This is a genomic window from Priestia sp. 179-F W1.4 NHS, from assembly GCF_045369295.1.
GTDB lineage: Bacteria > Bacillota > Bacilli > Bacillales > Bacillaceae_H > Priestia > Priestia zanthoxyli.
In genome coordinates this window covers 506,894-530,595 of the sequence record NZ_JBIQFF010000001.1, presented here as the reverse complement: position 1 = coordinate 530,595, position 23,702 = coordinate 506,894, and the positions used below count along the sequence as shown (strand labels likewise).

General features: G+C 38.1%; 26 protein-coding genes and 1 riboswitch. Of the genes, 4 read left to right on the top strand and 22 right to left on the bottom strand.

Going from position 1 to position 23,702, the window contains the following annotated elements:
- Positions 1-269 precede the first annotated feature (269 nt).
- The 8 genes from ACH0CI_RS02730 to ACH0CI_RS02695 form a co-directional block, all read right to left on the bottom strand.
- Positions 270-872 carry a genetic competence negative regulator gene (locus ACH0CI_RS02730; RefSeq protein ID WP_025750420.1) on the bottom strand — a complete coding sequence of 201 codons (603 nt, stop codon included), beginning with the start codon at positions 870-872 and terminating at the stop codon, positions 270-272.
- Positions 873-999: 127 nt separating this feature from the next.
- Positions 1,000-1,911 (bottom strand): MerR family transcriptional regulator, encoded by a 912-nt coding sequence (locus tag ACH0CI_RS02725; protein ID WP_028411523.1) that lies wholly within the window; start codon positions 1,909-1,911, stop codon positions 1,000-1,002.
- Positions 1,912-2,018: 107 nt separating this feature from the next.
- The gene (locus ACH0CI_RS02720; RefSeq protein ID WP_406900842.1) at positions 2,019-2,786 is read right to left on the bottom strand and encodes a metallophosphoesterase; all 768 of its coding nucleotides are present in this window, start codon (positions 2,784-2,786) and stop codon (positions 2,019-2,021) included.
- 20 nt (positions 2,787-2,806) lie between these two features.
- Positions 2,807-3,181, bottom strand: a complete 375-nt coding sequence (locus ACH0CI_RS02715) for a hypothetical protein (protein WP_406900841.1) — start codon at positions 3,179-3,181, stop codon at positions 2,807-2,809.
- A gap of 54 nt (positions 3,182-3,235) precedes the next feature.
- Positions 3,236-3,691 (bottom strand): DUF2663 family protein, encoded by a 456-nt coding sequence (locus ACH0CI_RS02710; protein ID WP_047749869.1) that lies wholly within the window; start codon positions 3,689-3,691, stop codon positions 3,236-3,238.
- Between the two features lie 88 nt (positions 3,692-3,779).
- Entirely contained in the window at positions 3,780-4,385 is a 606-nt protein-coding gene (locus ACH0CI_RS02705) for a CPBP family intramembrane glutamic endopeptidase (protein ID WP_406900840.1), read from the bottom strand.
- Complete coding sequence (locus tag ACH0CI_RS02700) at positions 4,385-5,902, bottom strand: RecQ family ATP-dependent DNA helicase (protein ID WP_325074956.1); 1,518 nt, start codon at positions 5,900-5,902, stop codon at positions 4,385-4,387. Before ACH0CI_RS02700 ends, ACH0CI_RS02705 begins: the two co-directional genes overlap by 1 nt.
- Before the next feature lie 23 nt (positions 5,903-5,925).
- On the bottom strand, positions 5,926-6,975 hold the full coding sequence (locus tag ACH0CI_RS02695) for a YpbB family protein (protein WP_154973115.1): 1,050 nt from the start codon (positions 6,973-6,975) through the stop codon (positions 5,926-5,928).
- Between the two features lie 257 nt (positions 6,976-7,232).
- Here ACH0CI_RS02695 and ACH0CI_RS02690 point away from each other — a divergent pair, with 257 nt between their 5' ends.
- A complete protein-coding gene (locus ACH0CI_RS02690; RefSeq protein ID WP_013059046.1) occupies positions 7,233-7,481 on the top strand; it encodes a ferredoxin in 249 nt (82 codons plus the stop codon).
- A gap of 81 nt (positions 7,482-7,562) precedes the next feature.
- On the opposite strand, the gene ACH0CI_RS02685 is transcribed toward ACH0CI_RS02690, so the two are convergent.
- Positions 7,563-8,138: an ECF transporter S component gene (locus tag ACH0CI_RS02685; RefSeq protein ID WP_028411530.1), complete on the bottom strand. Its 576-nt coding sequence runs from the start codon at positions 8,136-8,138 to the stop codon at positions 7,563-7,565.
- Between the two features lie 154 nt (positions 8,139-8,292).
- Positions 8,293-8,436: riboswitch (FMN riboswitch) on the bottom strand.
- A gap of 299 nt (positions 8,437-8,735) precedes the next feature.
- Between ACH0CI_RS02685 and serA the strand changes: the two genes are divergently transcribed.
- Complete coding sequence (gene serA / locus ACH0CI_RS02680; RefSeq protein ID WP_045292938.1) at positions 8,736-10,310, top strand: phosphoglycerate dehydrogenase; 1,575 nt, start codon at positions 8,736-8,738, stop codon at positions 10,308-10,310.
- 31 nt (positions 10,311-10,341) lie between these two features.
- Here serA and ACH0CI_RS02675 read toward each other — a convergent pair whose 3' ends face one another.
- The 12 genes from ACH0CI_RS02675 to ACH0CI_RS02620 form a co-directional block, all read right to left on the bottom strand.
- Positions 10,342-11,031, bottom strand: coding sequence for a peptidoglycan DD-metalloendopeptidase family protein (locus tag ACH0CI_RS02675; RefSeq protein ID WP_048019799.1), 690 nt, complete (start codon positions 11,029-11,031; stop codon positions 10,342-10,344).
- A gap of 171 nt (positions 11,032-11,202) precedes the next feature.
- Positions 11,203-12,975 carry an ATP-binding protein gene (locus ACH0CI_RS02670; RefSeq protein ID WP_335707634.1) on the bottom strand — a complete coding sequence of 591 codons (1,773 nt, stop codon included), beginning with the start codon at positions 12,973-12,975 and terminating at the stop codon, positions 11,203-11,205.
- On the bottom strand, positions 12,975-13,691 hold the full coding sequence (locus ACH0CI_RS02665) for a response regulator transcription factor (RefSeq protein ID WP_013059051.1): 717 nt from the start codon (positions 13,689-13,691) through the stop codon (positions 12,975-12,977). Before ACH0CI_RS02665 ends, ACH0CI_RS02670 begins: the two co-directional genes overlap by 1 nt.
- Positions 13,692-14,018: 327 nt before the next feature.
- The gene (gene ccsB, locus ACH0CI_RS02660) at positions 14,019-15,197 is read right to left on the bottom strand and encodes a c-type cytochrome biogenesis protein CcsB (RefSeq protein ID WP_335707635.1); all 1,179 of its coding nucleotides are present in this window, start codon (positions 15,195-15,197) and stop codon (positions 14,019-14,021) included.
- 11 nt (positions 15,198-15,208) lie between these two features.
- Complete coding sequence (gene resB, locus ACH0CI_RS02655) at positions 15,209-16,831, bottom strand: cytochrome c biogenesis protein ResB (protein WP_335707636.1); 1,623 nt, start codon at positions 16,829-16,831, stop codon at positions 15,209-15,211.
- A gap of 12 nt (positions 16,832-16,843) precedes the next feature.
- Complete coding sequence (gene resA / locus ACH0CI_RS02650; RefSeq protein WP_274862980.1) at positions 16,844-17,365, bottom strand: thiol-disulfide oxidoreductase ResA; 522 nt, start codon at positions 17,363-17,365, stop codon at positions 16,844-16,846.
- 197 nt (positions 17,366-17,562) lie between these two features.
- Complete coding sequence (locus tag ACH0CI_RS02645; protein ID WP_028411537.1) at positions 17,563-18,288, bottom strand: pseudouridine synthase; 726 nt, start codon at positions 18,286-18,288, stop codon at positions 17,563-17,565.
- Positions 18,289-18,374: 86 nt separating this feature from the next.
- Positions 18,375-18,908 (bottom strand): spore maturation protein, encoded by a 534-nt coding sequence (locus tag ACH0CI_RS02640; protein ID WP_013084923.1) that lies wholly within the window; start codon positions 18,906-18,908, stop codon positions 18,375-18,377.
- Positions 18,905-19,504 (bottom strand): nucleoside recognition domain-containing protein, encoded by a 600-nt coding sequence (locus tag ACH0CI_RS02635; RefSeq protein ID WP_013059057.1) that lies wholly within the window; start codon positions 19,502-19,504, stop codon positions 18,905-18,907. Before ACH0CI_RS02635 ends, ACH0CI_RS02640 begins: the two co-directional genes overlap by 4 nt.
- Entirely contained in the window at positions 19,497-20,645 is a 1,149-nt protein-coding gene (locus tag ACH0CI_RS02630) for a D-alanyl-D-alanine carboxypeptidase family protein (RefSeq protein ID WP_033579737.1), read from the bottom strand. The genes ACH0CI_RS02635 and ACH0CI_RS02630 overlap by 8 nt, the downstream gene beginning before the upstream one ends.
- Before the next feature lie 117 nt (positions 20,646-20,762).
- Complete coding sequence (gene scpB / locus ACH0CI_RS02625; RefSeq protein ID WP_033579736.1) at positions 20,763-21,335, bottom strand: SMC-Scp complex subunit ScpB; 573 nt, start codon at positions 21,333-21,335, stop codon at positions 20,763-20,765.
- Positions 21,332-22,087 carry a segregation/condensation protein A gene (locus ACH0CI_RS02620; RefSeq protein WP_013059060.1) on the bottom strand — a complete coding sequence of 252 codons (756 nt, stop codon included), beginning with the start codon at positions 22,085-22,087 and terminating at the stop codon, positions 21,332-21,334. Before ACH0CI_RS02620 ends, scpB begins: the two co-directional genes overlap by 4 nt.
- Before the next feature lie 198 nt (positions 22,088-22,285).
- Here ACH0CI_RS02620 and ACH0CI_RS02615 point away from each other — a divergent pair, with 198 nt between their 5' ends.
- Positions 22,286-22,384, top strand: a complete 99-nt coding sequence (locus tag ACH0CI_RS02615) for a YjcZ family sporulation protein (protein WP_170836726.1) — start codon at positions 22,286-22,288, stop codon at positions 22,382-22,384.
- A 132-nt stretch (positions 22,385-22,516) separates the two neighbouring features.
- Positions 22,517-23,038, top strand: coding sequence for a DUF309 domain-containing protein (locus ACH0CI_RS02610; RefSeq protein ID WP_014458309.1), 522 nt, complete (start codon positions 22,517-22,519; stop codon positions 23,036-23,038).
- Positions 23,039-23,113: 75 nt separating this feature from the next.
- On the opposite strand, the gene ACH0CI_RS02605 is transcribed toward ACH0CI_RS02610, so the two are convergent.
- Positions 23,114-23,467 (bottom strand): GNAT family N-acetyltransferase, encoded by a 354-nt coding sequence (locus ACH0CI_RS02605; protein WP_013059063.1) that lies wholly within the window; start codon positions 23,465-23,467, stop codon positions 23,114-23,116.
- Between the last annotated feature and the right edge of the window lie 235 nt (positions 23,468-23,702).

Genomic DNA, 23,702 nt, shown 5'->3' with positions numbered 1-23,702 from the left:
CACCCTTAGTTTTACATTGCAAAGGAAAATATCGAACTTTTAGTATTTTTTGTGTTCTTCTAAGAAAACGCTTCCAATAACTTTACAAGGTATGCTACAATGTTTTAAGTCTGCCTCTTTCCTAGTATGCGTTAATCGTCTTAAAAAAATAAAAAACACCCGGTGATAAAGAGCACTTTCAACAACTTTGTACAAGCTGAAAGTGCAGCCACTCTTATTTTAATAAAAGTGCTTTATCCTTCACGGGTGTAATTATTTCAATTAAACAGTTAAGAAAAGACAGAGTTAATATACTCCAGAGCTCTCTTTTCTACTAATATTTTTCCATATTCATTTACGCGGTGCTTTGTAATTGTAGAGGGATTTCCATACTCCGCCAAAACCGCAATCATATTCCCAACTTCAGCCGGTGACAGCATGTGATAATCCAACAGCACGTAAAAACGTTTTTCGAATGAATAGAGCACGCTATCCGTATCGTAAAAGTTTGACATGCGCTTGGTCAGCTGAATGACATCTTCAAATGAATCAAACTCAAAAAACATGTCTTCGCTTTCATCTAGCATGACCTGCATTTCAATGAAGTCCTCGAACTCGTCTTCATCGAACTCACCGTAGCTGGTTTCTTCTTCATACTGCTTTGTCACAAATACAACCATTCCCTGTGCTTGAAGTGAAAAAACTTCTACCGAAAGAGAATTTGTAGGTTCAAAGTTCAGTTCTTGAGAAGCTTGCTCTATCATCTCACGAAAGAGCTGTTTTACTTTGAATGTATCTGTCCATAGATCTTCTTTTGTTAACCCTCTTTCTTTTAAATCATCGTAGGTCAAAAAAACTTTTAGCTTATTATAGTTTAATCGTTCAAGCCTCATTAGCGTCCCTCCCCGCTTGCACTCATAACCACATGGTTCGATAATGCAGTATATGTATTTTTTGGAAAACGGTTCGTGATGTTTACTTACGAGTTTACAGGTTTATGAAAGGAAAGACAAGCTATTCTCAATCAATTTCTGCTAATTTTTTTGTTAGCCAGCTGTTCCACTCTTCTTTTGTATTTCCTAAAATAAACGGCTGAGCCTCGCCTTTTCTTTTGCTATCTAAACCATCAAACACATAACCGCCTAATCCTACTTTAAGATGCGGGAATTTCTTTATCATTTGGTTCGTCAAATTCAGTGTTTTCTCGGCATTTTCCATCATTGTGCATGACATAAATAAAAACGTTGGGTCTACTTCTTTAACAATTAGCTCAACATCTTTATCTTCAATGCTGCTTCCTAAATAAATAACCTCAAACCCTTTACGGCGTAAAAATAGCGTAAAGACTAGAAGTCCAACTTCATGTGTCTCATTAGGCCCACATACAGCAATCGCTTTAGGCAATAAGCCATTTGAAGGCAGCGAATAAAAAATCATGCTGATACGCGTTTTTAATACTTGAGTCGTATAATGCTCATGAGCACTTGTGATTTGCCCTTTTTCCCACATATCTCCAACCGTCACGAGTAGAGAACCCAAAATATCAATAACCACTTTTTCTACCGAATACAGGCTAAACGCATGATTAATTAAATCCTGTGCTTTTCCTTCTTCAAAAGATAGAAGCATCGTTAACAGCTCATCCCTAATTTTCTGAGGGGAATCTACTTCTCCTTCTTCTTCAAACGCTCCTACTGTACTACTTTCCGTTTCTAATAACGAAACCGCTTGACTAATCGTAAAACCTCCGCTCACTTTTTCCGTGAGCCATTTTAATTTCCGCAAATCTTCCTCTGTATATAACCGATGCCCCGATTCATTGCGGACAGGATTTAAAATTTGATAGCGTCGTTCCCATGCACGCAAAGTTCCCGGCTGGATCCCGACCATATTTGAGATGGCTTTAATATTATACTTCCCTTCGTGAGCCATACGTAACCTCCAACTACTCTTCGTGAACTGTTTCTATTAATTGAATTATAGGATAAGTTATCCTGTGTGTAAAATTTGTATATGCTATGTAAAGAGTTTGTTCAAGGCTATTCTTTCCTTTTTAAAGTGATATAATGCGTTTGTGCTCTAGCTTGTAAACGGAGAGGCAGGGAGGTTGTACCATATCCATTACTAACAAAAAGAGGAATCTGTCTTTTCTCTTTCAGCCCTCCTAATTCATACATACCAAAATTAAATAAGCGTATCTGTCCTCCGTGTGTATGTCCGCTCAAAATTAAATCTACTTTTGATTCTTCATCTACATAATAGATAACATCAGGATTGTGGCTTAGAAGAATGGTAAGCTGGTCAGGTTCAATGGAAGAAACAGCTCGCTTTAGATCCATCTCACCTTCGGATAAATCATCTACTCCCGCAAAATTGCATGTAGTACCATGTTTAGAAACTGCAGAGACATGCTCGTTTTTAAGGGTAATAACTCCCTCATCCTTAAGCATCTGCTTCAATTGCACTTGACTTACTTCGTAATCATTATTTCCCCATACAAAATAGACCGGTCCAAGCGTTTTAAGCTTTTGAATATTTTGACGAGCACGCAATAAAGGTACTCCTCCTTCTAGTAAGTCACCGCCTATGATCACAAAATCTACTTCACCAGGTATTTTTTCCAACAGCTTCGACGAAACTGTTCGCTTATGTACATCCGATATAAAAAACAGGCGTAAAGGCTGCTGATTTCCGGGAAATGTTGATAAATGAATCGTTCTTTCTTCTACATATGTACGATGGGCTTCCGAAAACATAAAAATCAGCAGGCCTATGCCTGACGCTAAAATAATTAAAGAAATAACCATATATTCTCCTTCTTTTCATTTTATACACGGTGTGTTTCTGTTAAAGAAGAAAGGGCATAAATTGTCGCAATTGTTAACAAACCTACTACTTGATAAAGGGCAACTGTACTTAACGATAAAATTCCTATCACACATAGACATGAAACAAGATATTCATGCCATTTTACCTTATAGCCTTTTAGAAACAACCGACTTTGCAGGAACACTTTACGAACTGCTGCCGACAGACAAAAAAGAGCCGTGAAAAATAAGATTATAATACAAAACACATCTAACGGATGTAAAATCATTTGAATAAGTAAATAGGTTAACGAAGCTTTTGAGCCTACAGCCGTTAAACTGCTGATATAATAACTGCATAACCACGCAGCCAGCAAGTTAAACCAATCTCTCACAAAAAAACCCCCTTCACTAAACTTCTATGTAAAAAGAGGCTTTTTCATGCGATTCTATTTATTTTCATGATATAAATTAATTCCATAAGTGGACTGCATCCAGCGGAACGTTTCTTTTCGGTTCTCCCATGTTTCAGGCGTCGCCCATAGCTCTTTGCTTCTTTTAATAATCTCACAGCGCAAGTCTTGAAAAGTCTTTTCCGCTTTCTCGCTTTTTTTCTGCAGCTGTACAGTATAAAAATAAAGGGAGACGGTGAGCAATAGAAACATCAAATGCCCTATGTTACCTAACAAAAATGAGAAAAATTCGCTAAACGTCGTAAAAAAACCGCTTTGAAATATGAAAAAAAAGTAGCTAATAACAGCCGTTAAGCTGGCTAAAAACAAAAGCTTCCATCTTTTCTCTTTAGCTTTCAGCTTATTAACCGTCTCTTTTCTTTTGATAACGCTCGCTAATATATATTGAAGTGTTTCATCGCTTTCAAAGTCTATCAACTTGTTTTCCAACATTCCACCCCCTCGTATGCTAGTACAACATATGAGTGAATATAAAAGATTATGTGGATAACACTGAAAATAATGGCTGTTTCCTTAACCTTTACTGCATGAGTTCTTCTGACTGTGAAGATTTCCCTTTTGACTTTCGTATCTGCAGGCCTAATAAAAAATCAATGAGAAAATGAGTAAAAATCGTGACATACAAATTTTCAGTCCACCAAAACAGCAACCCTATTAAAAAGCTTAAAACCACAACCGAAATAAATAGAAACCACTTTTTTAAATATCGAATGTGAACGAATGCAAATACGATACTCGCCCAAAAAAGGCCAAACTGAACTTGTATAACCCCTCGAAATAATATTTCTTCTGAACATGCAACGATTAGGCAAATAAGGGCTAGATGAGGAATGGAACGATTAGCAAATAAACGTTCATTAATCCCTCCGTCATCATATAAATGCTCGGGTACACATTTCATTAGAAGCATATCTCCTCCTACTACCAAGAGAGCTGTACCTCCCCCGTACAATAAAATAGAAGCCCAATCCAGCTCAAAAAACTGTAAAAAGGAATGCCACGAATCAAATGTGAAAAAACCGATGCCTAAAGCAATAAAGCAGATGAGCAGCTGCGTTACATATAAATTTTTAACCAGCTCTGCATCCGTCATGGATGAAATAAGCTCTTGCTGTGACTTTGCCATTATATCTCTCCTTGACGAAGCAAACGAGCTAATTCTAATTCCCAGCCTTGAAATGTCCATTGCTCTTGCTCACCATTTGTTTTTTTATAGGCTTCTAAATCCAATCCGCAGCAATCGCAACAATTCTGAAGCTCTGATTTTCCCAGCTCATTGAAATAGCCAAGCAGCACCTGACGACGGCATTCTTTTGCCTCAATAAACTCCTTCATCGCACGATACTTGTCATGTTTGTTTCGAAGACGTTTATTTACAGCTGCAACAATCGTTTCATGCAGCGATTCAGGGATTTTCCTAGGTTCAACATGTTCATTTTCCACTACATTTTCTCTGTACAAATAATAACGAATAAATCGCCAATGTGTTTCTTGAATACCCACTGTATAAAGAAAATGAGACTCTACTTGTTTTAAAGGAATGGCCTGATCATGATTTCGTAAATACGACAGGCAGTATAAGATGATATCTGAAGAAGGAAGCTCAATTTCAAGTAAAGAATGAGCAAAATCATCGTCTCCTTCAGCATAAAGTAAAATCGCAATACTGTTTTGCTGATCGCGTCCACTTCTTCCAATTTCCTGTACGTATGCTTCTAGCTGCGTAGGTGTATGAAAATGAATAACAAAGCGAACATTCGATTTATTAACCCCCATTCCAAATGCACTTGTGCAGCAAATGATATCAAGCTGGTTTTCTAAAAATTGCTGTTGAACAAGCATTCTTTCATTCGGTTCCATTCCCCCATGGTAATACTGCACTCGCTGTATCCCATTTTCCTTTAGAAGCTGTGTTAATGCTTCTGTCCAAGATCGGCTGGAACAATAGATAATTCCTGGACTTTGCAGTTCACTAACGTACATCAGCAACTTCTCTTTTTTCTCTTCAATACTTGCAACAAAATCAACTTTCATCGCAATATTACTTCGATTCATGGAATAGATGTGCTCGTTGACAGCAGGCAGCGATAAGTAGCGCTTAATATCTTCTACTACTTCCTTAGTCGCAGTTCCTGTTAGTGCCAGACATAGCGGACTGCCAAGTTCCTTCCATATATCTCCTAACTGAAGATAATCCAAACGGAAATCATGTCCCCACTGAGAAATACAGTGCGCCTCGTCCACAACGAAAAGGCCTACCTTTGCCTGTTTTAATGCTTCTACCACAACAGCGTTTTGCAAAATTTCAGGAGATGCATAAATAAAACGATAAAAAGCTAAATCTTTTAGCGCCCGTCTTTTTTCTTCTTGTTGTAGGAAACTATTTAAGGCAATAACTCTCTTTTCTCCACTTGCCTTTAGTTGTTGAACTTGATCTTCCATCAGTGAAATTAAAGGAGATACAATCAGCACCGGTCGGTTCAACACATAAGCGGGGAGCTGATAGCACAGTGATTTCCCTGTTCCTGTAGGAAGAACCGCTAACACATTATGACCTGTTAAAATATCTTGAATAATCTCTTTTTGTCCTAGTCGAAATTGGCTATAGCCAAATTGTTTCTGTAGAAGTTGTTCTATCTTCACATCAAACACCACTTTTTTTAGTATCAGGTAAAATGTTTTGCTAATACGAGACGAATCTGAAAATAGGTAACGTCGTCTTTTACTTCTTCCTTTATCGCCTTTAATTTATTTGTACGCAAACTTTCAAAAGCCGAGATAATTTCTTCCTGCTGCTTAGGCGATACGTATGCATCGATTGAAAAAGATGGAACAAACAGAGCTAATTCTGCAATATGATCTTCAATTGTACTTTCTTTTAAACGCCTTATATAAGCAATTTCTTCAAGCGTCTTTCCTTTTTGAAGCCAGCTATACGTTTTTAACGTCGAGCTTGTCAAAGGCAATTCTAAATATAGATCATGCAAAAAAGAAGAAAGTACATGAAAGCTTTCATTATTTTGACTCACTTTTTCAATGATATGATGAATAACCCCTAAAAGTTGAATATGCACATAATGCTCATCGAGTTCATATTGATATGCTAACTGATTTTTTGTAAAGCCTACTCTTTCGTATCCAGTCAGTTGCAAAACAAAAAGAGACGCATCCCGTTCCGTACAATCTTTCAAGCACGTTCGGAGCTCTTTGAATAGCTCGGCGGCTAACTCTTGACGCGTTTGCTTTTGAGACATAATATACGTTTTGACCCATTGAATGACCTCAGGATTTTTGGAAATGGGTAAAAACCCTTTTTGAAAATACTGTAGGTTTGATAAGGTCTGAATGAACAAAGTGATTCTTGCTAAAAATAATTGAGTACTGCTTGCGAATTTCCATCCGTCTAAAGCTGGATGAAAGGGCCGAGCCGTCAGTTCATCTTCAAGGCGTGTTCGTCCCTTATCTGTCATCACATACTTTTGATTTTCAGTTTCTTCGATATACTGCTGTTCTTTTAAATATGCAACGCAGGTTTCAAAAGACCGTTTATCTAAGTAAAAAAATGACTGAAAAAGAAAAGAGATTCCAAAAATTTTTCCGTCTTGAATTGTTTGCGCTGACTTTTTACCTGTTAATAAATGATAAATACCATAGGCGGTTCGCTCACCTTTTAACTGTTTTATACAAAATAAAATGCTAACTTGAATATAATTCAAAGGTGTCAACTTCCTTTCTCATTCATTGTACCAAAAGTGACCAATAGCATGTGAGATAAAGGCTTTTTAGCTCTTTCCTTTATGTATCAAAACGTTTGGATAAGTGAAGAAACCTTGATTTGATAAGCATTCTCAGTGACTTTTCTATTGAAAAGTTTTATAAATCATTTTACAATGAATAAGGAGAAATTTCACTCTTGATTCGCGAAGAGATTATATAATGAGAAATTTTCGAACACTTTACAGGAGGTCTTGTTATGCCAAAATATACAATTGTTGATAAAGATACTTGCATCGCATGCGGCGCTTGCGGAGCAGCAGCACCAGACATTTATGATTATGATGATGAAGGTATTGCATTCGTAACATTAGATGATAACCAAGGTGTAGTAGAAATTCCAGAAGATCTAGAAGATGATATGATGGATGCAATGGAAGGCTGCCCTACGGATTCAATTCGCGTAGCGGATGAAAAATTCGAAGGCGATGCTAATAAATTCGAATAAGTATTGAACAAACCTGTAGTATAGTACATGCTGCAGGTTTTTTTATATATAAAAATCGCTCTCCCCGGGAGAGCGATTGAATTAAACAGCAACGCGGCGCGTGATCCATTGCTTCATTTTTGAAAACAATAAGACAAAAATAACCCCTGTTGCTGCTCCTTTTATTAAGTTAAACGGCAAAATACCTGCAACGATATATTGACGCGCTTGTTCACTAGACATTTCTGGCGATTGTAAGAAGATTGTATACGCTGGTAAAAAGACATAATAATTTAAGACAGCCATGAGTACCGTCATTACAACCGTACCCGTAACCAAACCTATCGTTACGCCTTTAGCTGTTTTAAATCGACGGAACATATATGATACAGGAAGAACGAACAGTAAACCAGCTACAAAGTTCGCCACTTGACCAACCGGAACCCCTGTAGCACTTCCTTGAATTAAATAATTCAATAAATTTTTTATTCCTTCTACTATAACAGCAGCCATAGGTCCAAATACAAGTGCTGCTACGAGTGCAGGAATTTCGCTAAAATCAATTGTTAAAAACGGAGGTAATCCAGGAATCGGAAAATTAATCATCATTAAAATGTAAGCAATACTGCTTAACATTCCTAGTATAACCAGCTTTTGAGTTTTCTTACTTTGTTGCATCTTGCCTCTCTCCTTCTTTGTGATCCACTCTTCAAAGAAGAAAGGTTCAACTTCATATCCCCACGCAAAAACCTCTCAACAAATGATTCGTTGAGAGGAGACATGGCAGGCATATTTAATAAACGTTCATCACATTAGGTTTTGAACGCTGAACCTCCACCTTCTCCCATCCAGACTGTACTGTCGGCTTTGGAATTTCACCAAATCTGCTCGTATGTATTACATATAAGCTCGCGGGCTCAAAACAATTTGTTTTTTTACCGCCGGTCGGGAATTTCACCCTGCCCCGAAGATAGACCAATATTTAATTATGAATTTATTATATGTTATCTCGAATTAAAAGTAAATAAAGAAGTTTTTTTAATTCCTATTAAATTGATGTCTTTTATAAACTTCATTACTGTTTTATATGTAAAATAAGGAAATAAGTGCATAACCAACAGCATTATGACATATTTATAGTTTCAATTTTACGTTTACAATTGTGTATTTGATAACTAATTGTAAAGTTTAAAAAATATAATTGACAGAATTTTTTTAACATGGTAAATTATCAAATATTTGATGATAGTAAAATCCAAGGGAGATGTTCACGTCATGTATAACGTATTAGTAGCTGATTCAATTAGCAATGAAGGTCTTGCTCCACTACTTGAAGCTCCTCATGTGAATCTTACGCGAAAAAAAGTTGAAGAAGTTGAGAATGATTTGCATACGTACGATGCGCTTTTAGTACGGAGTGCTACGACGGTTACAGAGGATTTGCTGGCAAAAATGCCGAATTTAAAAATTGTTGCTCGCGCTGGAGTAGGTGTCGATAATATTGATATTGAAGCCTCAACCAAACGAGGGGTTGTCGTTATTAACGCGCCGAACGGAAATACCATTTCAACGGCGGAACATACATTTGCTATGATGGCTAGCTTGTTTCGGCATATCCCCCAAGGAAATGCTTCAGTAAAAGCGCGCGAATGGAACCGCTCAGCATTTGTTGGAACAGAGCTTAATCGCAAACACCTGGGCATTATCGGATTTGGACGAATTGGCTCAGAGCTTGCTAAACGCGCAAAAGCCTTCAATATGAGCGTTCACGTTTACGATCCTTTTTTAACCTCTTCCCGAGCTGAAAAGCTAGGCGTAGAACTATTATCCCTGGATGAATTACTAGCAGCAGCGGATGTAATTACCGTACACACTCCGCTTACGAAAGAAACCAAGGGATTGCTCAATCATGAAACATTAGCCAAAACAAAGAAGGGTGTATTTTTATTAAACTGCGCACGCGGCGGGATCATTGATGAAAAAGCCTTAGTTCATTATTTAGAAATTGGCCATGTTCAAGGTGCAGCTATTGACGTATTTGAAGTTGAACCGCCGATTGATAACCCTTTGTTACATTTTGATCAAGTTATTACAACTCCCCATTTAGGAGCTTCTACAAAAGAAGCCCAGCTTAACGTTGCTGAAGACGTGGCACATGACGTTCTGCGTTTTCTAGAAGGTAATCCTGTAAGTTCATCCATTAATTTACCAACGCTTTCTAAAGAAGTTTTTGAAAAAATTCAGCCGTTTACGAGCCTTACTAAACAAATGGGAGCTATTTTATCTCAATGCATGCGAGAACCCGTTCAGCATATCTCGATCTCCTACGGAGGTACAGTGACGGATTTAGAAACCACTTATATTACACGGAGCTTGTTATCAGGCTTTTTAACCCATCGTATTGACTCACCTGTTAACGAAGTCAATGCTTCTATGATTGCCAAAGAACGAGGAATTACATTTGGTGAAAAAACATCGGAAGATACGCAAGGATATTCTAATATAATTGACGTTACAGTAACAGGCGAACAGCGTACATTTACGATTACGGGCACTTATATAGCAGGATATGGACCTCGAATTGTTAATATTGATTCGTTTGATATTGATTTTTATCCAGAAGGACATCTTCTTTATATCCGTCACAGTGATCAGCCCGGAGTTATTGGAAATGTAGGGAAAGTACTTGGAGATTTACGTATTAACATTGCTACCATGCAAGTGGGCCGTAAGCAAAAAGGCGGAGAAGCCATTATGATGCTCACGTTTGATAAACTTTTAGATGATTCTGTCATCAATTCATTAAAACAAACAAGCGAAATTGTGACCATACAGCGCATTGAGTTGTGACATTGAAAAAAGAGCCTTAGCGGCTCTTTTTTTATGGACTTATTTTTAACACTTGTCCTGCATTTAAAGCGGTGTTCTCTAAATGATTCCACTTTCTTAGCTGCTCCACATCAACTTCATATTTGGCCGCAAGTTCAGATAATGTATCTCCTTGATGGATAAGAATACAGTTATCAGAAGCCTGATGTAACTGCTGAAAAACCGTGGCAGCTAAATCGTTTTTTACGTATGCCGATAGTTTTTGCTTGTCCAATTTGGCGAGTGGGTTTACCGCATTGGTTTTATCCGGATTCCAACTTCCTTGATGAACTTCAAAATGCAAATGTGCACCTGAAGATCGTCCTGTATTGCCAACCCATCCAATGTTTTGACCTGGGGCTACAGAATTTCCTTCTGCAACAAGTCGTTTCTCTAGATGAGCATAGACCGTTTCGTATCCATTCGTTTGTTTGATAAAAACAACTTGCCCGTATGTATTTGAATAATAAGAGCGGCTCACCACTCCTTTTGCAACAGCATACACCTGTGTACCAACAGGTGCTGCTATATCGATTCCAAAGTGTTTGGCGTGACGAGAACCAAATATATCAGTTAAGACTCCTTCAACCGGCCACTCCCACTGCTTCTCTTCTGCCTTTACCATTTGCCCGCCCAAAAATAAAAGACCTATACATAATCCCATCACTAATACAACCAATATTCTTCTTAACACGTCAATCATGAAGAAAGAACCTCCTATGTAGATCATTGCACACAAAACATACTATATGCCAATTCCTTCTCTTTTAGACTTGTTTATAGAAAAAATAAAGAGATGTGATTCTCCAATGAATCACATCTCTTTGCTATTCTTATTATTTCAGCCGAAGACAAACTGTTATTTAGCATGTGTTTACTTTGGCAGTTTGATAAAGAAAGTTGTTCCTTCATTTAATTCACTTTCAACCGCAATAATCCCTTGGTGTGCCTCCACGATATTTTTAGCGATCGCAAGCCCAAGACCAGTTCCTGACTTTCCTCTCGTTCTGGCTTTATCAGCTTTATAAAATCGCTCAAATACAAACGGAAGATCTTCTTTTGGAATCCCTGCTCCCGTATCTTGAACAGAAAGATGGATTTCGGATTGATTTTTATCAAGATGCAGCTTTACTTCTCCGTAGTCATCCGTATGACGAATGGCATTATCAATTAAGTTTGTCAGCACTTGTTCCATACGGTCTGAATCAATCATCGCTTCAAATTCATCTTCTATTTTTCCATTAAGAGACAGTTTAATATGTTTTTCTTTAGCTAACCCTTGAAACTTGCGCAAAACACGTTCTGTAAATTCAACCATTGCTACAGATTCTAAGTGAAGCTGCACATGTCCCGCTTCCATTCGCGCTAAATCTAAAAGTTCATTTACAAGCCGGCCCATACGGAGTGATTCATCATAAATCACCTGTGCAATTTCTTTCTTTTCTTCATCCGTACTTGCAATATCGTCAATAATAGCTTCACTATAACCTTGAAGCATAGAAATAGGTGTACGCAATTCATGAGACACGTTTGCAATAAAATCTTTTCTTGATTTATCAAGTTTACGCTCTTCAGACATATCTCGCAGTACAGCTACAGCACCGCGGATTTTCGTTTGATTATAGAGCGGTGACATTAAAATGACCCACGTTTTCCCTTGAATTTTCAACTCTGCACTTCGCTCCGTTTCAGTCTCTACTACCGTTTGAAACAAATGCACGACGTTTGCTGGAAGCTCAGGCACCTGCTGGTTGTTCACATCCTGCTCGTAATACCAAGTCTGAAGAAAATGCTCCGCTGGGGGATTGGTAATTAAAATCGATCCGTCTCTACTAAACGTAATAACACCGTCTGCCATACTGCTTAAAATACTTGAAAGCTGTTCTTTTTCCTGATTGAGCGCATTGAGATTAAACTTTAACTGCCTGCCCATTTGATTAAAAGCAATCGCTAACTCTCCAATTTCATCGTGAGTTAAAATAGGTACTTTTGTATCAAAGTTCCCTTTGGTTACTTCAAATGCCGCCTGCCTCATTTTTCTAAGAGGTGCTGTAATTCGAGTGGATAAGAAAAAAGCAAAGATAGTAGTTAAAATAATAGCAATACCTGCAGCCAATAAAATGAACTTAGTCGTATATTGAGCGGGCTCTTCAATTTCAGAAAGAGATTGATACAGATAAACGCCGCCTGTCGGTTTATTATCTTTCATTAAAGGTACACCGACAACAAACATTAAAGGCTCATCACTCGTGTCTTTCTTTGTGGTCATGTACATTTTTTCCCGTATTACTTTACCTTTTTCAACCACTTGATTTAGCTGATCGTTTTGTTTAACAATGGCCGAAATAGCTTTCTTATTTTCTTTATCAGGATGTGTGGAATGCCAATAGAAATCTTTATCCTGAACAATAACTACACTTGCTTGATCTGCAAGTTCACGAGCAATGGATAGTCCTAGCTTTTCATCCTCTGTTTCCTGCACAATGGTAGAGATTTTAGCAGCCGTTTTAGTTAAACGGTTTTCTGCGTCTACAACATGATAATTTTCAAAAAACTGAAGCAGTAAAATGGTCAAAATAAATAAAACAAGCGTAACGAGCAATAGGATAGTAAACCATAGTTTACCAACTACACTTCTCCAAAACATCAGTTATTTTCAACCTCAAATTTATACCCTACTCCCCAAACGGTTACGATCATTTTCGCCGCTTGTGACGATACGCGATTTAACTTTTCACGCAAACGCTTGACGTGCGTATCTACCGTACGAAGATCTCCAAAGAAATCATAATGCCACACTTCACGCAGCAGCTGCTCTCTGTCGTATACTTTATCTGGCGTTTTTGCAAGGTAGCATAATAATTCATATTCTTTTGGAGTTAAGTTAACTTCTTTTCCGTCTGCTGTAACGCGATGTGCATCATTATCAATCGTTAAGTGATCAAAGACAATAAGGTTTTTCACGCTCGTTTCTGGCTGAATAAACGTTGCTTGAGAAGAACGTCGAAGCAGTGCTTTTACGCGAAGAACCACTTCTCTTGGGCTAAACGGCTTAACGATGTAATCATCTGTACCTACTTCAAACCCTTGGACTCTGTTTACTTCTTCACCTTTAGCTGTAAGCATGATAATAGGAGTTGCTTTTTTCTCGCGAATTTGTTTACAGACCTCAATACCGTCTATGCCAGGCATCATTAAATCTAATACAATCAAATCATAATCTATGTGTAACGCTTTTTCGATTGCTTCATGCCCGTCGGCTGCTTCTTCAATGATGTATCCTTCTTTTTCTAAGTACATTTTTAACAATCGTCTAATGCGATCTTCATCGTCTACTAGCAGTAATCTTTGTTCGTTTTGCATGTATTTTCAACCTCCTAGTCTTAGTGTACAAAAAAAAACCGGCGAGTTCTACTTATGTTACCCAAACAATGTGACAATTCGTGAACACCTTTATGAAAAATAGCTTTTTTCCTCAAAAAAGAGGTTGAGACATATCGAAATCCATCCAATCTACAGATGGACAAATAAAATACAGGAGCTAGAAGCAACTACATATATGAAGCCTCCGTTCACCATGCAAATAAAAAATCCGAACGAATGTGATTCTCCATCAAGAATCTCAACTCATCGTTCGGATCTTCTTCAACTAAAATATCTTTATTTCAGCCTCTATTCTATTTTTAAAGGTTACGCATATGAATGTAAACCTGCAATAACTAGGTTCACGGCCACTAAGTTGAACATGATGATGGCAAATCCGCCAACTGCCAGCCAAGCTGATTTTTCACCGTGCCATCCTTTAGACAGCCGAAGATGAAGAAAAGCGGCATAAAATAAAAAGGTGATCAGCGCCCACACCTCTTTGGGGTCCCATCCCCAAAAGCGCGTCCAGGCCATCTGAGCCCAAATCATAGCGAAAATAAGTGCTCCTAATGTAAAAATAGGAAATCCAATCGCCACCGCTCTGTAGCTTACTTCATCAAGCAAGTCGCTGTTTACCTGCTTCACAAGCGGCTGCAGTGCGGCTCCAATTCGCTTCCGTAAAATAAGACGAATCAGCCAATATAAGACAAACCCACCGGCTAACGACCAAATAACCGTATTTAATTTTTTAGCATTGATAATAGCCGGCATATCAACAAGCGGCTGTATGTCGTTCCCGTCTGTCCACTCACTTTGATGAGGCCCCACTAGCGGAACCATATGATATACGACTTGCTCTTGTTCGCCACTTTTATTAACCCAATTAAATGATGTCTCGTAGTGAGCCGCATTAAAAGCCAGCGTCACCGCTACAAACCCAAGCGTACTAATAAGCGTATACAGGATGAATTCCAGCCAGAATGCTTTTTTATTTCGCTTGGATTGGTCAATTGTTTTGATTAAATAAATCAATCCTGCAACAAAGCTAATGGAAAGCACGGCTTCACCCGTAGCTGCCGTTGTAACGTGAATATGCAGCCAATTCGTCTGAAGAGCTGGTATCAGCGGCGTAATTTCAGTTGGAAACATGCTTGCATAAGCAATGATTAAAAGAGCCACCGGCAAGGCAAAAAGTCCAAGCATGCTAAGACGATAAATAAAGTAAATAACAATAAATGCGCCAACAAGCATCATGCCAAAAAACGTCGTAAATTCAAATAAATTACTAACAGGAGCGTGGCCTGATGCAATCCACCTTGTAATGAAATAGCCAATCTGTGCAATAAAACCGATGATGGTAACCGCAATTCCAAACGTTGCCCACTTTGTTTTCTTTTGAGCTGCTCGCTTATCTCGAATAGCTCCTCCGAAAAAAAAGGTTGCAACTAAATAAGCAATAAACGCCACATACAGTAAATTACTACTTATACTCGCGTAATCCATGCTTTTTCCTCCTATTTTGTTTCTTTATCATTTTGGTCCTTCAGCTGTGTGAGGGATGTGGATTCTAATAAACCATTTAATTCTTTTTTAAGACCATACCAGTTTTTATTTGTATGTGCGGCCAACCATATCTCATTATTGACTTTTTGAATCCACATGCGGCGATGATTCCAATACATCCCTTGAATCACACCAATCATAAAGATGGCTCCGCCAATCCCTAAAAACCAAAGCGTATAGTCTCTGCGAACGGTTAATCCCGTTACATTTTTCGTTTCCACACCAGCAAAGGTCATTTTATAATCGTTATTTCCTAGCGGTTCCAAGTTCTCTCTAATTCCAACAAAAGCAACTTCGCCTTTTTTATGCTGAGGCGTAATCATTTTAAATACAAAAGCCGGGTTGTTAGGCACTCTTGTTTTTGTATTTGGGTTTCCTTCATCATCAAAGAAAAAGTCTGGAAAGTAGCTCATGAGCTTGACTTTATATCCGTTTTTTAAATCATATGTTGCTTTTGGATTATGTAAATCTACTGTAAGTGAACCAACGTTTTTATTTGCATTTTTATCTGTTAAATGGAAAGACATAGAGCTAAACTCATTTAACTTGAAGTCCACTTGGTACATGGCATATCCTTCAAACTTAAGCGGCTGATTCACACGAATCTCTGAATCTTTTATTTTCTTTAGCTTTGGTTCTGCTCCCGGTATAAGCTTTCCTTCGCGCTTATACAGACTAACATCCGCTTCATATTTTTTGGCTACTTTATTATTCCCTGCACGATCAATTGCTTCTTGAAACACGGCGCTTTCGCTATCTTTATCATACGTTTCCACAGTAAAACGATGGTTTTTCAAAAAATACTCTCCGTTCGTCCCAGGAATAACTTTTGTTTCACCTTCACGGATCCAAAGAACTTCATCTATATACATACCTGGTACAAATCTAAGCATAGCACCTAGTAAAAAGATAATGAGACCGATATGATTAACGTATGGACCCCATCTTGAGAAGCGTCCTTTTTCAGCCAGCAGATTGCCCTTTTCTTCGCGAATAGAGTATCTTCTTTTTTTCAGCATGCTTTTTACATGTTCATAATCTTGATCCGTCCACGATGATGAAGTGCTGTATAAACGCTGTCTCTTTAAGAAGTTTGGATGTTTTGTTACACTCTGCTTTTTTAGAGCTCGATACAAAGGCACTACTCGATCTAAACTGCAAATGACTAACGACATTCCTAAAGCAGCAATTAAAAGCAAGTACCACCACGATTCATAGAGATGATGAAAACCTAACTTATAATAAAGCTCTCCTGTCCATCCATATTCCTTTTGATAATACTCACCTGCTGTCACATTAGGAGGTATGTAAGCTTCTTGAGGATAAATGGTTCCGACTGCAGACGCAACAAGCGTCACAATAATGATCCAAATGCCTACCTTTACAGAAGAGAAAAAATTCCATATTTTATCGATAACTGTTTTATTGTACGTTTGCGATCGCCTTGCGCTTCCTTCATAACGCATATCTACTAATTTTTCAGTTGTTTCTTCTGCAATTGGTTTACCACAGGCTTCACACAAAATCGTACCATGCGGGTTAACGTGTCCACATTCACATTTTACGTGTTTCATTGTCAACACTCCCTATGGTTTAATTTCTTCCATATATTCTTTTATTTTAGATTCTTCTAATCCGCCAATAAAGCTGTCTACAATCTTTCCGTTTTTATCAATTAAAAACGTAGTCGGAAGAGGATCTATCCCATACGCACCCAACACTTGTGAATCTTTATCCAACAAAATTGGAAAAGATAGCCCATACTGTTTAGCAAACTGCTCTACCGCTATATTCGTTTCTGCAACGTTAACAGCTAAAATTTCAACGCCTTGCTTTTTATATGCTGCATACTGCTTTTCCATCGCCGGCATCTCTTGTTTACAGGGCTTGCACCATGTTCCCCAAAAATTCAAAAAAACTCCTTTGCCTTTGTAATCTGATAGCTGATGAGTTTCTCCATTAATATCTCTTAATATAAAGTCAGGTGCCTCATCTCCTACCGATACCTTTTGTTTATCAGCAAAAAATTGAGCATAAAGGGTATATCCAACCGCGCACAGTAAAACTGCTAATATAACTGTTCGAATAATCAAGCGCTTTTTTTTCATAGCACGAACTCCTTTTAACCGCTTTCAATACGCTTTTTTCTACCATTATATCATTTTTTTGGTAGTGGCTTTCCGATAATATTTCGACGTTTCTGTGAAGTCTTCCTCTCATTCTACAAGTTCGACATTTTTTCAAAAAACCTTGCTTGATTTTCTAATTCACGACATTTTTCATAAAAAAAACAGGTAAGTGAAAATTACTTACCTGTTTGAGACATTGAATATAATTGTTTGACTTCATGAGCCGTAAGCTCGCGTGCTTCTCCTGCATTTAATCCGCGTAAGTCTAAAGGTCCGTAGCGCTCACGTTTTAACTTTAATACAGAATGTCCGATTGCATCGAACATGCGACGTACTTGACGATTTTTCCCTTCGTGAATCGTCAGTTCTACGATCGCCGTCTGCTTGCTTTTATCAATGGAAAGAACTTTTGCACGAGCTGGTGCTGTTTTTCCGTCTTCAAGCATCACTCCGCGCTGCAGCTGTCTGATGCTTTCACGACTTGGGATTCCTTTAATTTTAGCCACATACACTTTATCCACTTCAAATTTCGGGTGCATTAGCTGATTAGCAAATTCACCATCATTTGTTAAAAGAAGTAGACCCGACGTATCATAGTCCAGACGTCCAATCGGGTAAATTCTTTCTTCTACATGCGGAAAGAAGTCAACGACTGTTTTTCTTCCTTTGTCGTCGTTAGCAGCTGAAATCACGCCTCTTGGTTTGTATAACATAAAATAAACGGGCGCTTCGCTTTCTACCGGCACTTCGTCTACTTCAATTTTATCGTTAGGACCTACTTTCGTGCCCAATTCTTTTACAACTTTTCCATTTACTTTCACTCGGCCTTGGCCGATTAATTCTTCAGCTTTACGTCTTGATGCTACACCTGCGTGAGCAATCACTTTTTGTAATCGTTCCATTAACACTTCACCTCTTGTAACATCTTACTTGTTTACGAAGTAATACACAAGTCTATTTGCCACACAGAGGTAGAATTTTCGATTTCTTACCTGCCAAATACAAGGATTACGATCACAACTGATGCAATAATCCCTACCAAATCCGCCAGTAAACCAACCTTCAGCGCATCTCCCATTTTTTTAATACCTACTGCTCCGAAATAAACCGTTAAAATATAAAACGTGGTATCTGTACTTCCCTGCATGGTCGATGCCAAACGACCGATAAAAGAATCAGGTCCATATGTAGAAATTAGATCCGTTGTGATACCAAGTGCAGCCGTTCCAGATATCGGTTTAATAAGAGCTAAAGGTACAATTTCAGCCGGAACGCCGACTGCTTGCAGCATAGGTTTTAAAACAGATAAGAAAAAATCAAGGGCTCCTGAAGCTCGAAAAATAGAGATGCTCACTAACATGCCGACTAAGTAAGGAATGATGGAAAAAGCAATTTGTAATCCGTCTTTCCCTCCCTCTACAAACTTTTCATACGTAGGAATTTTTTTGTAGGTTCCATAAAGTAAAATACAGCCTACGATAAGAGGAATAAACATCAATGATACTTGATTAAGCATCGTCATTTTCGTTTTCCTCCTTTTCGCGTACGTCGATAATAAAAGAAGCGATCGATGATGATAGCTCCTATCGTAGCTACAACAGTTGCTAAAAGCGTAGTACCCACAATTTCAGTAGGATTAGCCGAGTTATACGTAATTCGAATGGCAATAACTGTGGTCGGTATAAGCGTTAAACTGGTTGTGTTAAGTGCTAAAAGTGTGATCATAGAACGGCTTGCTTCGTCTCTGTCGCCGTTCAGTTTTTTAAGCTGCTCCATCGCTTTAATACCAAGAGGAGTTGCCGCATTTCCCAGCCCAAACATATTCGCCATCATATTGGACAATATGTATCCTAAGGCCGGATGATCTTTTGGAACATCAGGGAAAAGTCTAGTAATAATGGGTCGAAATAGTTTCGCTAACTTGTCGAGAAGCCCTGCACTTTGAGCAATATTCATCATACCTAACCAAAAGACCAGCACGCTGATTAATCCAATGCTGATGGTCACCGCTTCGCCTGCTCCTTGAAAAATTGCTTTGTTTACATCACCAATTTTCCCATTTATAATTGCAAAAACAATTCCGATAATGGTCAGCAGCATCCAAATAATATTAACCATCTGTTTTGGCTCCAGACTGAATAAACATTAATCGCTTCACTCGATTAAAGAAACCTTCTTGCTGCTCGGCCTGCTTTTCGAAATAAATAGGAACACTGTCAATCGTTTCTCCACTTCTATAAATATCGAGCTTCCCTACAACATTGGGAACTTTCCCTGTTTCTTCCCACTGCTTTTTAGGCTGAATTAACGTTGTTTTCACTTCTACAGAGCTCTGTTCTTTCTTTGTAAGAGGATAGACGACATTTCGTTTAATATACAACTGATCTTTATAGAAAGAATCTTTTATATCTGCCAATTCGCCTTTTGCAGCTAAACTGGTCATATCATATTTATCAAATGCATTTTCATACATGGAAATGTGATCGTTCCAATCATCTGGCGCATTAATCGTTACGGCGATTAAATCCATTCCATCTTTTGTAGCAGTTGTCACAAGCGTTCGTTTTGCTAATTTTGTATATCCTGTTTTTCCGCCAGTACAGTATGCATATAGTGTTGTCAGCAGTTTATTTTTGTTTTTCCACACTCGATCCCATTTCTCTTCAGGGTGCTTCATTCGATAGACTTTTGTTCCTGAAATCTCTTTGAAAATTTTATTATTCATTGCATAGCGCATAAGCAGAGCCATATCGTGCGCTGTTGAGCGATGATTTTCATGATCGTCTAATCCATGCGGATTTTGAAATGTTGTATTCGTCATGCCAATTTCTTCTGCTTTTTTATTCATCAAATAAACAAATCCATCTTCGCTTCCTCCAACGGCTTCTGCGATAGCTACAGCAGCATCATTACCTGAGCGAAGCATCAAGCCATACACTAAATCTTTTAATTTTATTTTTTCACCTTCAACTAAATACACAGAAGAACCTTCAACGCCAACTGCGTTGTGGCTAACGGTAACTTTTTTATTTATTTTGCCAGATTCAATCGCCAGTATTGCTGTCATAATTTTTGTGATGCTAGCAATTCGGCTAACTTGATCTGCATTTTTAGCGTATAACACTCTTCCTGACTTCTGTTCCATCAAAATAGCACTATGAGCACTTACACTCCCTGCTGCAGATGATACGGAAGGCCAACCGCTGAGACATAGCAATACAATAAATAGATAGATGATACTTTTTTTGCTTCTTTTCATGTCATCCCCGTCCCTCTACCTGTTTGTACAAGTTTATGCTCGTCTTTTTTGGTTATGAATGAAAAGATTTGTCCATACAAAAAAGAACATAGAAAAACTCTATGTTCTTTTACGGTTTCACTTCATTTCTTGAAACGATTGAAAAAATAAATCTGCCTCTTGATCGGTTCCTTCTTGTAACAAATCTTCTGGAAGCGGCGGCAGCTCTTCGATACTTTTAAGTCCAAAATAGCCTAAAAATTCTTTTGTCGTTCCGTATAAGATGGCACGCCCTGCGCCTTCCGCTCGTCCCACTTCTTTTAACAGAACCTTTCCAATTAAAGTTTGAAGAGGTCTTTCCGTTTTCACTCCGCGAATCTCTTCGATTTCAGCTCTTGTAATTGGCTGCTTATACGCTACAATAGCTAACGTTTCAAGCGCTGCTTGTGACAATGATTGATTAGCAGGAGCTTCTACGAGCTTCTCAATATATGGTGCATGCTCTTTTTTTGTAACAAGCTGATAGGCCCCGCCTATTTCAACAAGTGTAACTCCTCTGGACTTACACTCTTGCTCTAAGCTTTCCAAAGCACCTTGAATGTCTTCATGAGGCTTTTCTATAATCTCAGCTAACCGGCTAATAGACAGACCTTCATCACCAGAAACAAAAAGTAAGCTCTCAATAATAGCCTGTAAATTATTCGTTGTCATTCCTCTTCATTCCTTTCTCGATACGATACATAAAGCTCGTCTAGATTGTGCTGCTGTTCCACAACGATTTCATTTTCTTTCATTAATTCCAGCACAGCTAAAAACGTTACAACAATATGATCACGCTCTTGATAAGGAAACAGCTGATAAAAACTTTTTTTCCCTTTAAAGGCTTTTAATTCATTCACAATTTCACTCATGCGCTTGTCAATTGGAATATCTTGTCTTGCTATTTTCGTCTGCATAGGCTTTTTGTTTTGCTTTCGTTTCATTAACTTTTGAAAAGCACTTAGCATATCATACAGTGATATATCCAACCCTTCGTCCTGAGGCTGCGTACGTTCTTCTGCATTTATTTGCACATTACTTGGAGGTTTTGTATACACATGACTTTGGTCTTCTTCCAGCTTTTGAAGCTCTACTGCCGCTTCTTTAAACTTTCGATATTCAATTAAGCGCTGCATCAATTCTTCACGCGGATCTTCTTCATCGACCATTTCAATTTCATCCATATCTTCTTCATACGTAGGCAGAAGCATTTTACTTTTAATTTGAAGCAAAGTTGCTGCCATGACTAGATACTCACTGGCAACGTCTAGCTGAAGCTCATTCATTGTATGTATAAACATCATATATTGCTCAGTAATTGTCGCTACTGGGATATCGTAAATATCAATTTCAAATCGGTTAATCAAATGCAGAAGAAGATCTAAAGGTCCTTCAAACGCATCTACTTTTACACTGTACTCCACTTTTATCTCACCAACACTTTTCAATTGCTTATCATTTCTGCTGCTTTATATAACGTTACTATCATTAGTATAGAGGATTATAGACACATGTCCAATACAAATTAACGTAAAAATAGGTCATTTGCCCATACAAAAAGTTTAAACATACATATGATATCAAGGTAATAACATTTTCAAATGGCTGAAGGAGGAACTCGCATGGGTGAAAAATCTTGTGGATACGGTAGCGGTTTCGCTTTAATTGTTGTACTGTTTATTTTATTAATTATTGTTGGTTGTTCTTGCTTACGCTTCTAACCACACATATTGAATAAAAACAAACGTGTTCGCCATACCTTGAGCACGTTTGTCTCTTTAAAGGCACAGCGCTGATGAATAGCTAATTTTTGTGATACACTACATATAGAGTCTTACCAGGAGGGAACAAGATTGTATTCACAAGCCTATATTGATTATTTAGTTCATTTTCATGGCGACCGGGATTACTTTGAATGCCATGAACTGCTAGAAGAACACTGGAAAAAAGACGAAAGAGGACACCGCAATATTATTTGGGTTGGCCTTATTCAAATTGCTGTTTCACTCTATCATCATCGACGTCAAAATTTCGCGGGAGCCAAAAGAACGATGCAAAAGGCGCTGGCAATTTTAACGAAGGAAGAAGAAAATATTGCACAGCTTGGACTTAATTATCCTTCACTGCTTAAACTTCTTCGCAAACAATTAGCTTTAATCGATACCTATCAGCCATATAAAAGCATTAACTTACCTATTGAAGATCCAGCATTATTACGAGCTTGCAAACAAAGAAGCACTGATAAACAGCTTGTCTGGTTATCAGCTTCTAATCTGCAAAATGATGCGATTGTTCATCGTCACAGCACGCGAGATCGTTCAGATGTGATTGCGGAAAGACAAGCGAACTTATTGGCAAAACAAAACAACAGGTAGCTAGAAGCTACCTGTTGTTTTATGATGACTAAGATGTGAAAGACGCTTTCGCACCTCAACTAATCATGCTTTTCTTTATTCATCCGCCTGACACTTTTCATAAAAAGGAGCGATGATTTCACTCGGCTTAATTTGTGCAGTCGTATACATTTCTTTAAGAGCTTTAATCATTTTTTTGCCAATGCCCTGTTGGCGGTGTGAAGGGTTTACACTGACGTGTTGAACCTCAATCAAACTTTTATCGAGCATGGAAATGCCAACAATTCCAATAATATCTTCTTCTTGCTTCCAAAGATACAGCTGCCAATGTTCGTTTTGCTCATATTCTTTCATCGTTTGTTGAAGTTTTTTTAAATCTTTTTCCGTAGGTACAAACGATAGAAGACCCATGGCAATTTTTTCATAGTTTCGTTTATAGCGAATAAGCATACGATTCTCCCTCGTCCTCAAACTTTCCTACAAATTAATGCGCTGCGTTTTTTACTGCTTTTATCATACAAAATTTATAAGTAAATAGCAATATTACACAAAAGCTTGTCATATGTCACGCGTGTATGAGAAACCTAATCTATTACGCTTTTTGAGCTGTTGCGCGAAGAAAAAACGCCGTAACCCCCTGTAAAAGGTTGTTATGACGTTTTATTAGCTGATATCCATTTATAGC

Excerpts from the sequence above, each read along its gene's own strand:
- serA (WP_045292938.1), top strand. The coding sequence starts at position 8,736 with ATGTATAACGTATTAGTAGCTGATTCAATTAGCAATGAAGGTCTTGCT.
- ACH0CI_RS02640 (WP_013084923.1), bottom strand. The coding sequence starts at position 18,908 with ATGACGATGCTTAATCAAGTATCATTGATGTTTATTCCTCTTATCGTA.
- ACH0CI_RS02720 (WP_406900842.1), bottom strand. The coding sequence starts at position 2,786 with ATGGTTATTTCTTTAATTATTTTAGCGTCAGGCATAGGCCTGCTGATT.
- ACH0CI_RS02710 (WP_047749869.1), bottom strand. The coding sequence starts at position 3,691 with ATGTTGGAAAACAAGTTGATAGACTTTGAAAGCGATGAAACACTTCAA.
- scpB (WP_033579736.1), bottom strand. The coding sequence starts at position 21,335 with ATGACAACGAATAATTTACAGGCTATTATTGAGAGCTTACTTTTTGTT.
- ACH0CI_RS02630 (WP_033579737.1), bottom strand. The coding sequence starts at position 20,645 with ATGAAAAGAAGCAAAAAAAGTATCATCTATCTATTTATTGTATTGCTA.
- ACH0CI_RS02665 (WP_013059051.1), bottom strand. The coding sequence starts at position 13,691 with ATGCAAAACGAACAAAGATTACTGCTAGTAGACGATGAAGATCGCATT.
- ccsB (WP_335707635.1), bottom strand. The coding sequence starts at position 15,197 with ATGGATTACGCGAGTATAAGTAGTAATTTACTGTATGTGGCGTTTATT.
- ACH0CI_RS02730 (WP_025750420.1), bottom strand. The coding sequence starts at position 872 with ATGAGGCTTGAACGATTAAACTATAATAAGCTAAAAGTTTTTTTGACC.
- ACH0CI_RS02645 (WP_028411537.1), bottom strand. The coding sequence starts at position 18,288 with ATGGAACGATTACAAAAAGTGATTGCTCACGCAGGTGTAGCATCAAGA.
- ACH0CI_RS02675 (WP_048019799.1), bottom strand. The coding sequence starts at position 11,031 with ATGATTGACGTGTTAAGAAGAATATTGGTTGTATTAGTGATGGGATTA.
- ACH0CI_RS02725 (WP_028411523.1), bottom strand. The coding sequence starts at position 1,911 with ATGGCTCACGAAGGGAAGTATAATATTAAAGCCATCTCAAATATGGTC.
- resA (WP_274862980.1), bottom strand. The coding sequence starts at position 17,365 with ATGAAAAAAAAGCGCTTGATTATTCGAACAGTTATATTAGCAGTTTTA.
- ACH0CI_RS02685 (WP_028411530.1), bottom strand. The coding sequence starts at position 8,138 with ATGCAACAAAGTAAGAAAACTCAAAAGCTGGTTATACTAGGAATGTTA.
- ACH0CI_RS02635 (WP_013059057.1), bottom strand. The coding sequence starts at position 19,504 with ATGGTTAATATTATTTGGATGCTGCTGACCATTATCGGAATTGTTTTT.
- ACH0CI_RS02615 (WP_170836726.1), top strand. The coding sequence starts at position 22,286 with ATGGGTGAAAAATCTTGTGGATACGGTAGCGGTTTCGCTTTAATTGTT.
- ACH0CI_RS02605 (WP_013059063.1), bottom strand. The coding sequence starts at position 23,467 with ATGCTTATTCGCTATAAACGAAACTATGAAAAAATTGCCATGGGTCTT.
- ACH0CI_RS02690 (WP_013059046.1), top strand. The coding sequence starts at position 7,233 with ATGCCAAAATATACAATTGTTGATAAAGATACTTGCATCGCATGCGGC.
- resB (WP_335707636.1), bottom strand. The coding sequence starts at position 16,831 with ATGAAACACGTAAAATGTGAATGTGGACACGTTAACCCGCATGGTACG.
- ACH0CI_RS02670 (WP_335707634.1), bottom strand. The coding sequence starts at position 12,975 with ATGTTTTGGAGAAGTGTAGTTGGTAAACTATGGTTTACTATCCTATTG.
- ACH0CI_RS02705 (WP_406900840.1), bottom strand. The coding sequence starts at position 4,385 with ATGGCAAAGTCACAGCAAGAGCTTATTTCATCCATGACGGATGCAGAG.